This window comes from Variovorax sp. MSC1_012 (assembly GCF_023667525.1).
In the GTDB taxonomy this organism is placed as follows: domain Bacteria; phylum Pseudomonadota; class Gammaproteobacteria; order Burkholderiales; family Burkholderiaceae_C; genus Variovorax; species Variovorax beijingensis_B.
In genome coordinates this window covers 3871873-3883777 of sequence record NZ_CM174443.1, presented here as the reverse complement: position 1 = coordinate 3883777, position 11905 = coordinate 3871873, and the positions used below count along the sequence as shown (strand labels likewise).

Sequence of the window (11905 nt, the reverse complement as noted above, 5' to 3'; positions counted from 1 at the left end):
GCGGCGCCACTTGTGCGCCGCTGTCGTTTCAAAACATGCGATTCCGAGGAGACACAACCATGACCGACCGCCCCTGGCTCAGCAGCTATCCGCAAGGCGTGCCCGCCGACATCGACGCTTCGCAGTATTCCTCGCTGGTCGGGCTCATGGAGGAGAGCTTTGCCAAGCACGCCAACCGCACGGCCTACAGCTTCATGGGCAAGGACGTCAGCTATGCGGAGACCGACAAGCTCAGCAAGGCCTTCGGCGCCTACCTGCAGGGACTGGGGCTGGCCAAGGGCGACCGCGTCGCGGTCATGATGCCCAACTGCCCGCAGTACCCGATCGCGGTCGCGGCCATCCTGCGCGCCGGCCTGATCCTGGTGAACGTGAATCCGCTGTACACGCCGCGCGAGCTCGAGCACCAGCTCAAGGACTCGGGCGCGAAGGCCATCGTCATCATGGAGAACTTCGGCACCACGCTGCAGCAGTGCATCGCGGCCACGCCGATCAAGCACATCGTGCTCGCCGCCATGGGCGACCGGCTCGGCTTCCTCAAGGGCGCGCTCGTCAACTACGTGGTGCGCAACGTGAAGAAGCTGGTGCCGCACTACAGCCTGCCGGGCGCGGTGCGCTTCAACGATGCGCTCGACCAGGGCGCGGGCCGCACCCTGCAGGTGCCGGCCATCGGCCCCGACGACGTGGCCGTGCTGCAGTACACCGGCGGCACCACCGGTGTCTCGAAGGGCGCGGTGCTGCTGCACCGCAACGTCATTGCGAACGTGCTGCAGTCCGAAGCCTGGAACGAACCCGCGATGGCGCAGGTGCCAGCGGGCGAGCAACCCACGAGCGTGTGCGCGCTGCCGCTCTATCACATCTTCGCCTTCACCGTGGGCATGATGCTGAACATGCGCACGGGCGGCAAGCTGATCCTGATCCCGAATCCGCGCGACCTCGCGGGCGTGCTGAAGGAACTGTCCAAGCACACGTTCCACAGCTTCCCCGCAGTCAACACGCTGTTCAACGGGCTGGCCAACCATCCTGACTTCAACACAGTCAACTGGAAGAACCTCAAGGTGTCGGTGGGCGGCGGCATGGCCGTGCAGGCGGCGGTCGCGAAGCTCTGGCTCGAAAAGACCGGCTGCCCGATCTGCGAGGGCTACGGCCTTTCCGAAACCTCGCCCTCGGCCACCTGCAACCCCACCGACAGCAAGGCCTACACCGGCACCATCGGCCTGCCGCTGCCGAGCACCTGGCTCAAGCTGCTCGACGACGAGGGCCGCGAAGTGCCGCCGGGCCAGCCCGGCGAGATCGCGATCAAGGGACCGCAGGTGATGGCCGGCTACTGGCAGCGTCCCGACGAAACCGCCAAGGTCATGACGCCCGACGGCTACTTCAAGAGCGGCGACATCGGCATGGTCGACGAGCGCGGCTACTTCAAGGTGGTCGACCGCAAGAAGGACATGATCCTGGTGTCGGGCTTCAACGTGTATCCCAACGAGATCGAGGACGTGGTGGCGCAGATTCCGGGCGTGCTCGAATGCGCGGCGGTCGGCGTGGCCGACGACAAGACCGGCGAGGCCGTCAAGCTGGTGCTCGTCAAGAAGGACGAGTCGCTGACCGAAGCGCAGGTGCGCGAATACTGCAGAGCAAACCTTACGGGTTACAAGCAGCCTCGAACCGTGGAGTTTCGTACCGAGCTTCCGAAGACGCCGGTCGGAAAGATCCTGCGGCGCGAGCTGCGCGACGTCAAGAAGTAAGGGTTCGGCCCGGGTAGGGCCGCGGCATCGATCTTGCATATTGCGGGTCGATGCTTCGCTTCCTCCTCACGCGCGTGAGCCTGCTGGTGCCGACCTTCGTCGGCATGACGCTGCTTGCTTTTTTTCTGATCCGGCTGGTGCCGGGCGATCCCATCGAAACCATGGCCGGCGAGCGCGGGATCGATCCCGAGCGCCATGCCCAGCTGCGCGCGGCCTACGGCTTCGACAAGCCGGTGATCGTGCAGTACGGCATCTACATCGGCCGCGTGCTGCATGGCGATCTCGGAAAGTCGCTCATCACGCAGGAATCGGTCGCCAACGAGTTTCTCGCACTGTTCCCCGCCACGGTCGAGCTTGCGGCGTGCGCGATCGTCTTTGCGCTGCTGCTGGGGCTGCCGGCGGGCATCCTGGCGGCGGTGCGGCGCAATTCCATCTTCGATCATGGCGTGATGGCCACCTCGCTCACTGGCTATTCGATGCCGATCTTCTGGTGGGGGCTGCTGCTGATCCTGTTCTTCTCGGTGCAGCTGGGCTGGACACCCGTGTCGGGCCGCATCTCGGTGCAGTACTTCGTCGAGCCTGAAACGGGCTTCCTCTTGATCGATGCGCTGCGCGCCGGCGACACCGGCGCCTTCTGGTCGGCACTGCATCACCTCGTCCTGCCGGCCATCGTGCTCGGCACCGTGCCGCTCGCGGTCATTGCGCGCATGACACGTTCGGCCATGCTCGAGGTGCTGGGCGAGGATTACATCCGCACCGCGCGCGCCAAGGGCCTCTCGCGCCTTCGCGTGGTGGGGCTGCATGCGCTGCGCAACGCGCTGATTCCGGTGGTCACGGTGATCGGGCTGCAGGTGGGCGTGCTCTTCACGGGCGCGATCCTCACCGAGACCATCTTCTCGTGGCCCGGTGTCGGCAAGTGGCTGATCGAGGCCATCGGCCGGCGCGACTATCCGGTGCTGCAGGGCGGCATGCTGCTGCTGGGCGGCATCGTGATGCTGGTCAACCTGCTGGTCGACGTGACCTATGGCGTCATCAATCCACGCATCCGGCACTGACTGATCCCATGGCAACGACACACGCAGTTTCGAACAGCGCCGGGGGTTCGGCGCCCCCCGGTCCCTGGCGCGAGTTCTGGACGGCCTTCTCGGCCAACCGCGGCGCGGTGATCGGCCTTGCCACCATCGCCCTGCTGTTGTTTGTCGCGCTGTTCGCGCCGTGGATCGCGCCGCATGCGCCCAACGAGACCAACAGCGCCGTCTTCCTGCTGCCGCCGGCATGGCAGCAGGGCGGCTCCGCGAGCTATCTGCTGGGCACCGACGCCATCGGGCGCGACATTCTTTCGCGGCTGATGTACGGCGCGCGGCTGTCGCTGTCCATCGGCGTGGCGGTGGTGGCGCTGTCGGTGGTCGTCGGCGTGGTGCTCGGCCTCGTCGCAGGCTTCTTTCGCGGCGTGCTGGAGATCGCGATCATGCGGCTGATGGACATCGTGCTCACGATGCCGAGCCTGCTGATGGCCATCGTGATCGTCGCGATCCTCGGGCCGGGGCTGATCAACGCCATGGTCGCGGTGGCCATCGTCGTACTGCCGCACTATGTGCGCATCACGCGCGCCGCGGTCATTGCCGAGATCTCGCGCGACTACGTGACCGCCGCGCGCGTGAGCGGCGCCGGCACGCTGCGCCTGATGTTCCGCGAAGTGCTGCCCAACTGTGCGGCGCCGCTGATCGTGCAGGCCTCGCTCGGCATCTCCACGGCCATCCTCGATGCGGCGGCGCTGGGCTTCATCGGGCTGGGCGCGCAGCCGCCGTCGCCCGAATGGGGAACGATGCTGGCCGATGCGCGCGAGTTCGTGCTGCGCGCCTGGTGGGTCGTCACTTTTCCGGGGCTCGCGATCCTCGCGGCCGTGCTGGCCTTCAACCTGCTCGGCGACGGCCTGCGCGATGCGCTCGACCCCAAATTGAAACGATGAACAGTATTGACCGTCTCATTCCAGAGATACCGCGGAACCGGCTTTGCCGGGCCGCAGGTATCGCCCCCTGCAAGGGGGTTGGCGTAGCGACACGAAGTGCGCGAAGACTGGGGGTGGGATGAGTCTTCTGGACATCAAGGATCTGCACGTCGAGTTTCCCACTCAGGGCGGCGTGCTGCACGCGGTCGACGGCGTGAGCCTCACGCTCGAGGAGGGCGAGGTGCTCGGCATCGTCGGCGAATCGGGCTCGGGCAAGAGCGTGACCATGATGGCGCTGATGGGCCTCGTGGGCTTTCCGGGCCGCGTGCGCGCGCAGCACATGCGCTTTGCGGGCAAGGAACTGCTCGGCATCTCCGACAAGGCCCGCCGCGCGCTGGTCGGCAAGGAGGTGGCCATGATCTTCCAGGAGCCCACCACCAGCCTCAACCCCTGCTTCACCATCGGCTTCCAGTTGATGGAAACGCTGCGGCTGCACCTGCGTCTGGACCGGCGCACGGCGAAGAAGCGCGCGACCGAACTGCTCGAGCAGGTCGGCATCCCCGCCGCATCGTCGCGCCTGGGCAGCTATCCGCACCAGCTCTCGGGCGGCATGAACCAGCGCGTGATGATCGCGATGGCCATCGCCTGCAACCCGCGCCTCCTGATCGCCGACGAGCCGACCACCGCGCTCGACGTGACGATCCAGGCGCAGATACTCGACCTGCTGCGCGAGCTGCAGAGGGAGCGCGGCATGGCGCTGGTGCTCATCACGCACAACATGGGCGTGGTCAGCGAGATGGCGCAGCGCATCGCCGTGATGTATGCGGGCCAGGTGATGGAGCAGCAGCGCGTCGACCGGCTCTTCGCGGTTCCGCAGCATCCCTACACCGAGGCCCTGCTGGCCGCGCTGCCCGAACGCGCCGCGCCCGAGGGGCGGCTGGCCACCATCGCGGGCGTGGTGCCGGGCGTGCACGACCGGCCGGCCGGCTGCCTGTTCGCGCCGCGCTGCAGCTATGTGACGACCAGGGCCTGCAATGTGCGGCCGGCGCTGCGGGCGGTTGCGTCGCCGCCCGGCGCCGAGGTGCGCTGCCATTTCCCGCTCGGCGAGCCGGGGCGGATGGCGGACATCGAGGCCGACCGGCCGCGGCCGCAGGCCGTGGAGGTGCAGCCATGAACAGCGATGTCGTCGTGGAGGCGCGCAACCTGCAGCGCACCTATGCAGTACGGCGCGGCATGTTCCGCGCGCCTGCGCAGTTGCGTGCGGTGGGCGACATTTCGTTTCGCATCGAGCGCGGCCGCACGCTGGCGGTGGTCGGCGAATCGGGCTGCGGCAAATCGACGCTCGCGCGCATGGTCGCGCTGATCGAGAAGCCCACGGCCGGGCAGCTCGTGCTGGCCGGCCACGACGCGGTGGACCCGCCGCCCGCGTACCGGCGCGAGCTGCGCCAGGCCGTGCAGCTGGTGTTCCAGAACCCCTATGGTTCGCTCAATCCGCGCAAGAAGATCAGCGCCGTGCTCGAGGATCCGCTCGCCATCAACACCGCGCTCGGCAAGCCCGAGCGGGCCGCCAAGGCGCGCGAGATGCTTGCACGCGTGGGCCTGCGGCCTGAGCATGCGAACCGCTATCCGCACATGTTCTCGGGCGGCCAGCGCCAGCGCATTGCCATCGCGCGCGCGCTCATGCTGGAGCCGCGCCTCCTGGTGGCCGACGAACCGGTGTCGGCGCTCGACGTGTCGATCCAGGCGCAGGTGCTGAACCTGCTGGCCGACCTGCAGGCCGAGCTGGGCCTGGCCTATCTCTTCATCTCGCACGACCTGGGCGTGGTGCGGCACATCGCGCACGAGGTGCTCGTGATGTACCTCGGCCATGCGGTGGAGCAGGGCCCCAAGGCACGCATCTTCGAGCGGCCGCTGCATCCCTACACGCAGGCGCTGCTGGCGTCCACGCCCGGGCTCAGCAGCCAGCGCATCGTGCTCAAGGGCGAGCTGCCGTCGCCGCTCGATCCGCCCACGGGCTGCGTCTTCAACACGCGCTGCCCGCACGCGACGCAGCGCTGCCACGAGGAGCGGCCGCTGCTGCGCGCGCTCGACGAGCGCCTGGTGGCCTGCCACTACGCGGAGAAATTCCTCGATGGCGCGCCGCCGGTCAGCGCCGATGTGCCCTTGTCCCCGCCGTTCGTCGCGCCCCTGGCGATGAATCCCTAGTTCACTTCAACCGTGTCCCAAGGAGTTGCCATGAAGAAGATCACTCAGCCATCCGTTTCGCGCCGCTCACCCAGGCTTGCCGCGCTGCTCGCGCCGGCGGCACTCGCCGTGCTCGCACTGGGCGCGGGCGCCGTGTCCGCCAAGACGCTGGTCTATTGCTCGGAGGGCAGTCCCGAGAACTTCTATCCGGGCGTGAACACCACCGGCACCTCGTTCGACGTGACCACGCAGGTCTACAACACCATTGTCGAATTCGAGCGCGGTGGCACCAAGGTCGTGCCCGGCCTCGCCGAAAAATGGGACATCTCGGCCGACGGCACGGTCTACACCTTCCACCTGCGCAAGGGCGTCAAGTGGCACAGCACCAGCAAGAGCTTCAAGCCCACGCGCGACTTCAATGCCGACGACTTCATCTTCATGCTCGAGCGGCAGTGGAAGGAGAGCGATCCCTTCTTCAAGGTCACAAGCCAGAACCACTCCTACTTCAACGACATGGGCATGCCCAAGCTGCTGAAGTCGGTGGACCGCATCGACGAGTACACGGTGAAGATCACGCTCAACCAGGCCGAGGCGCCGTTCCTTGCCAACCTCGCCATGCAGTACGCGGGCATCCAGTCGAAGGAATACGCCATTGCGATGCTGAAGGCCGGCACGCCCGAGAAGGTCGACCAGGACCCGATCGGCACCGGCCCGTTCTACCTCGTGCAATACCAGAAGGACGCGGTCATCCGCTTCAAGGCCTTCCCGCAGTACTGGGGCGGCAAGGCGAAGATCGACGACCTGGTGTTCGCGATCACGCCCGACGCCTCGGTGCGCTGGGCCAAGCTGCAGAAGGGCGAATGCCACGTCATGCCGTATCCGAACCCGGCCGACCTCGACGCGATCCGCAAGGACGCGAACGTGCAGGTGCTCGAGCAGCCAGGCCTCAACGTGGGCTACCTTTCGTACAACACCACCAAGAAGCCCTTCGACGACGTGCGCGTGCGCAAGGCCCTCAACATGGCGATCAACAAGAAGGCGATCATCGACGGCGTGTACCTGTCGACCGGCGTGGCCGCGAAGAACCCGATCCCGCCGACCATGTGGTCCTACAACGACGCGGTCAAGGACGATCCGTACGACCCCGAAGCCGCCAAGAAGCTGCTGGCGCAGGCCGGCTTTCCCGACGGCTTCTCGACCGACCTTTGGGCCATGCCGGTGCAGCGGCCCTACAACCCGAACGCCAAACGCATCGCAGAGCTGATGCAGGCCGACCTTGCCAAGATCAACGTCAAGGCCGAGATCAAGAGCTTCGAGTGGGGCGAATACCGCAAGCGCCTGCAGGCCGGCGAGCACCAGATGGGCATGCTCGGCTGGACCGGCGACAACGGCGACCCCGACAACTTCCTGTACACGCTGCTGGGCTGTTCCTCGGCCAAATCGGCCAGCGGCAGCAATATCTCGAAGTTCTGCCACCAGCCGTACGAAGACCTCGTGCTCAAGGCCAAGAGCACGACCAAACAGGCCGACCGCGATGCGCTCTACAAGAAGGCGCAAGTCATCTTCAAGGAGCAGGCGCCGTGGTTCACCATCGCGCATGCGGTGCAGCTGAAGCCGGTGCGCAAGGAAGTTGTCGACTTCAAGCTCAGCCCGTTCGGCCGCCATACCTTCTACGGCGTGGATATCAAGTAAGCGGTGAGCGCGCCGGTCGCCATCGTCGCTGCCATGCACGAGGAGCTCCGTGCGCTCCTCGCGCAGATGCCGGACGAGCAGCGCGTGCGCGCCGCGGGGCGCGACTTCTGGGTCGGCCACCTGCACGGCCAGCCGGTGGTGGCCGTGCTGTCGCGCATCGGCAAGGTCGCGGCGGCGGTCACGGCCACGGTGCTGCTCGAACGCTTCGGTGTGCGCGCGATCGTGTTCACCGGCGTGGCCGGCGGGCTCGCGCCGGGCGTGAACGTCGGGGACGTGGTGGTCGCAACGCAGCTGCTGCAGCACGACCTCGATGCCTCGCCGATCTTTCCGAAGTACGAAGTGCCGCTCATGGGCCTTTCGCGCTTTGCGGCCGATGCCTCGATGGGCGATGCGCTGGCAGCCGGGGCCGAAGCCGCGTTGCGAGATCCGGTGGCGCTGGTGGGGCAGGCGGCCGTCGATGAATTCGGCCTCCGGTCGCCGAAGGTGCACCGCGGCCTGCTGGTGAGCGGCGACCGCTTCGTCTCGACGGCCGCCGAGAGCGATGCCTTGCGGCGCAGCCTGCCCGATGCGATCGCGGTCGAGATGGAAGGCGCGGCGGTGGCGCAGGTGTGCCACGACTACGGCGCGCCCTTCGCGGCGATGCGGACCATCTCGGACCGGGCCGACGACGCCGCGCATGGCGACTTCGCGCGCTTCGTCGCCGAGGTGGCGAGCCGCTACAGCCTGGCTTTGGTCGATGCGTGGCTGGCCACGCTGCCTCCGAGCGGAATGCCGGCTACTACTTGAGCCAGCCGCGCCGGCGGAAGTACCACATCGGTACCAGCGCGCTCGCTGCCATCAGCGCCAGCGCATACGGATAGCCGAGCGACCAGTCGAGTTCGGGCATGAACTTGAAGTTCATGCCGTAGATGCTCGCGATCAGCGTGGGCGGCAGCAGCGCCACGCTGGCCACCGAGAAGATCTTGATGGTCTTGTTCTGGTTGATGTTGATGAAACCGACGGTCGCATCCATCAGGAAGTTGATCTTGTCGAACAGGAAGGCCGTGTGGTTGTCCAGCGATTCGATGTCGCGCAGGATCTGCCGCGCCTCCTCGAACTGCTCGGCGTTGAGCATGCGGCTGCGCATCATGAAGCTCACGGCGCGGCGCGTGTCCATCACATTGCGGCGGATGCGGCCGTTCAAGTCTTCCTGGCGCGCGATGGCGCCCAGCACCTCGCCGGCCAGTTCGTCGCTCACGTTGCCTTCGAGCACCTTCTTGCCCGCGATCTCGAGTTCGTCGTAGATGTTCTCGAGCGTGTCGGCCGAGTATTCGGCGTCGGCGTCGAACAGCTTGAGCAGCACTTCCTTGGCGTCTTCGATGAGGCCCGGCGCGCGGCGCGCACGCATGCGCAGCAGGCGGAACACGGGCACGTCCTCGTCGTGGATCGAGAACAGCACGCCGCGGCTGCGAAGCTCGGTGTTGTGCTGGTTCAGGATGAAGGCCACGCGCACCGACCGCGGGTCTTCGTCGTCGTCGATCAGGAAGTCGGAGCGGATGTGCAGCTCGCCGTTGTCTTCTTCATAGAAGCGGGCCGACTCCTCGATGTCCTCGTCCATCGCGTCTTCGGGAATCGAAAGGCCGTAGTACTGCTTGATCCAGCGCTTTTCCTCGAGCGTGGGCGATTCGAGGTCGACCCAGATCGGCTGGAACTTGGAAAGCTCCTCGAGCGCCTCGATCTCTTCCTGGACAAGGCGGCCGTTGGCGAGCGTAAAGATATTGAGCATGGGCTCACTCCCGTGAAATGGCTGAGGCGATGGGGCGAGGGGAGGGGTGCTTTCAATCCCCGGGCCCTGGTGTCAGCGATCGAGGCGCGTCAGGACGCGGGAGTTGAAAGCTGCCGAGACGGTGCGGTTTCCATGATGCGGTCTCCAGTTGCAGCGAGCGGCGATTATGTCATCGGCCATGTGACGGCAGGCCCGCCGATCTGGATGGACATACAGTAAAGTCGCGGGCATGCAGACCGCTGCGCTCCCCGCTTTTTCCGCCGCCCGCACCACCGGCGCCACCCAGGCCGAGCGCCTGGCCGCGGCGCTCTCCGCGCTCAACGACGAGCAACGCGCCGCCGTCGAGCACGGCGTCGGCACGCTGACCGGGCGCGACGAGCGGCCGCTGCTGGTGATCGCCGGTGCGGGCTCGGGCAAGACCAGCACGCTGGCGCACCGCGTCGCGTACCTCATCGCCGGCGGCGTCGATCCGCAGCGCCTGCTGCTTCTGACCTTCTCGCGCCGCGCGGCGCAGGAAATGGAGCGCCGCGCGGGCCAGGTGCTGGCACGCGTGCTCGGGCTCCAATCCGAAAAGCCGCCCGCGCTGCCCTGGGCCGGCACTTTCCACGGCATCGGCGCGCGCCTGTTGCGCGAATACGCCGCGCACATCGGCCTGAACGACCACTTCACCATTCACGACCGCGGGGACGCCGAGGACCTGATGGGTCTGGTGCGTCACGAGCTCGGCCTGTCGTCGAGCGTGAACCGCTTTCCGCGCAAGGGCACCTGCCTTTCGATCTATTCGCGCTGCGTCAACACACGTGCCCCGCTGGCCGACGTGCTGGCCGAGGCCTTTCCGTGGTGCGCCGAATGGGAAGCCGAACTCAAGCGCCTGTTCGGCGCCTACGTCGAGGCCAAGCAGCAGCAGAACGTGCTCGACTACGACGACCTGCTGCTCTACTGGGCCGGCATGGTGGCCGAGCCCGCGCTGGCGGCGCTGGTGGGCGAGCGCTTCGACCACGTGCTGGTCGACGAATACCAGGACACCAACCTGCTGCAGGCCTCGATCCTGCAGGCGCTCAAGCCCGATGGCCGCGGCGTGACGGTGGTGGGCGACGATGCGCAGTCGATCTACTCGTTTCGCGGCGCAACGGTGCGTAACATCCTCGACTTTCCGTCGCAGTTCTCGCAGGCCGCTCGCGTGGTCACGCTGGAACGCAACTACCGCTCGACCCAGCCGATTCTCGATGTCTCGAACCGGGTCATTGCGCAGGCGGCCGAGCGGCATGCCAAGACGCTCTGGACCGACAAGCCCTCGGCCGGCCGGCCGCAGCTGGTGCTGGTGCCCGACGAGGCGCAGCAGGCCGTCTGGGTGGCCGACAAGGTGCTGGCGCACCGCGAGGGCGGCCTTGCGCTCAAGTCGCAGGCAGTGCTGTTCCGCGCCGCCACGCACAGCGCGCCGCTCGAGCTGGAACTGGCGCGCCGCAACATTCCGTTCGTGAAGTACGGCGGGCTCAAGTTTCTCGAGGCCTCGCACGTGAAGGACCTGCTCGCGGTGCTGCGCTTCGCCGAGAACCCGCGCGGGCGCATGGCGGGGTTCCGCGTCACGCAACTCATCCCGGGCATCGGGCCGGCCACCGGTGCGCGGCTGCTCGACGCGATGGACCAGGCCGCCGATCCGGTGGCGGCGGTGCGCGAGTTCCTGCCGCCCTCGGCCGCACGCGCGGAATGGGCGGTGTTTGCCGACGCCTATGCCGCGCTGTGCAAGCCCTCGCTGCCCTGGCCGGCCGATGTGGAGCTGGCGGTGCGCTGGTATTTGCCGCACCTCGACCGGCTCTACGACGACCCCTCCGGCGTGCGGCGCGGCGACGTCGAGCAACTGGCGCGGCTGGCATCGGGCTACGCCTCGCGCGAGCGCTTCCTGACGGAACTCACGCTCGATCCGCCCGAAGCCACCAGCGACAAGCCGGGCCCGCCCTCGCTCGACGAGGACTACCTGATTCTTTCGACCATCCATTCGGCCAAGGGGCAGGAGTGGAATTCGGTGCACGTGCTCAACGTGGTCGACGGCTGCCTGCCGGCTGACGTGGCGCAGAGTGCGCACGAACTCGAGGAGGAGCGGCGGCTGCTCTACGTGGCGATGACGCGGGCGCGCGACCACCTGCATCTTCTGGTGCCGCAGCGCTTCTACGTGACGCAGCAGGCCGTGCGCGGCGACCGGCACCTGTATGCCAACCGCACGCGCTTCATTTCCGAATCGGATCTTGCGGGCTTCGAGCAGCAGACCTGGCCGCCGCCGCCCGAGCGCCCGCCCGCGGTGCCGCCGCCGGCCGCGGTGATCGACCTGCGCAACCGCATGCGCGCGGCCTGGAGCTGAGCCGGCAAGCCCTTCGCCTGGCAGGGTCACCGCTGGTGACGCTCTGAAACACTTGCTGCCAACGTGCCGCATCGACGGGCCGGCATGCGCGGGCCGCTATGGAATCGCTAGCGTGAGTGGCGCATGGCGCGTTGGCGTCCGTCACCCGGAGAAGTCTGCTATTGCAATACCGTGACAGCTTGGGCATAGTGAATCGACCGTCCCTTCTTTTCTCTTCTTCC

At 67.2% G+C, this 11905-nt stretch carries 9 protein-coding genes; 8 read left to right on the top strand and 1 reads right to left on the bottom strand.

Annotated features, from left to right (window positions below):
* Positions 1-59 precede the first annotated feature (59 nt).
* The 7 genes from L1081_RS18220 (at position 60) to L1081_RS18190 (ending at position 8349) form a co-directional block, all read left to right on the top strand.
* Positions 60-1739 carry a long-chain-fatty-acid--CoA ligase gene (locus tag L1081_RS18220; RefSeq protein ID WP_489413432.1) on the top strand — a complete coding sequence of 560 codons (1680 nt, stop codon included), beginning with the start codon at positions 60-62 and terminating at the stop codon, positions 1737-1739.
* A 50-nt stretch (positions 1740-1789) separates the two neighbouring features.
* Positions 1790-2794 (top strand): ABC transporter permease subunit, encoded by a 1005-nt coding sequence (locus L1081_RS18215; RefSeq protein ID WP_489413431.1) that lies wholly within the window; start codon positions 1790-1792, stop codon positions 2792-2794.
* 8 nt (positions 2795-2802) lie between these two features.
* Positions 2803-3708, top strand: a complete 906-nt coding sequence (locus L1081_RS18210; RefSeq protein WP_489413430.1) for an ABC transporter permease subunit — start codon at positions 2803-2805, stop codon at positions 3706-3708.
* Positions 3709-3826: 118 nt separating this feature from the next.
* On the top strand, positions 3827-4861 hold the full coding sequence (locus L1081_RS18205) for an oligopeptide/dipeptide ABC transporter ATP-binding protein (protein WP_489413429.1): 1035 nt from the start codon (positions 3827-3829) through the stop codon (positions 4859-4861).
* Positions 4858-5892 (top strand): dipeptide ABC transporter ATP-binding protein, encoded by a 1035-nt coding sequence (locus tag L1081_RS18200; protein ID WP_489413428.1) that lies wholly within the window; start codon positions 4858-4860, stop codon positions 5890-5892. Before L1081_RS18205 ends, L1081_RS18200 begins: the two co-directional genes overlap by 4 nt.
* Before the next feature lie 30 nt (positions 5893-5922).
* Positions 5923-7563, top strand: coding sequence for an ABC transporter substrate-binding protein (locus L1081_RS18195; RefSeq protein WP_489413427.1), 1641 nt, complete (start codon positions 5923-5925; stop codon positions 7561-7563).
* Positions 7564-7566: 3 nt separating this feature from the next.
* Positions 7567-8349: a 5'-methylthioadenosine/adenosylhomocysteine nucleosidase gene (locus L1081_RS18190; RefSeq protein WP_489413426.1), complete on the top strand. Its 783-nt coding sequence runs from the start codon at positions 7567-7569 to the stop codon at positions 8347-8349.
* Here L1081_RS18190 and corA read toward each other — a convergent pair.
* Positions 8342-9328: a magnesium/cobalt transporter CorA gene (corA, locus tag L1081_RS18185; protein ID WP_124958484.1), complete on the bottom strand. Its 987-nt coding sequence runs from the start codon at positions 9326-9328 to the stop codon at positions 8342-8344. The genes L1081_RS18190 and corA overlap by 8 nt on opposite strands.
* 229 nt (positions 9329-9557) lie before the next feature.
* Here corA and L1081_RS18180 point away from each other — a divergent pair, with 229 nt between their 5' ends.
* Positions 9558-11684: a UvrD-helicase domain-containing protein gene (locus L1081_RS18180; RefSeq protein ID WP_489413425.1), complete on the top strand. Its 2127-nt coding sequence runs from the start codon at positions 9558-9560 to the stop codon at positions 11682-11684.
* Positions 11685-11905: the final 221 nt, after the last annotated feature.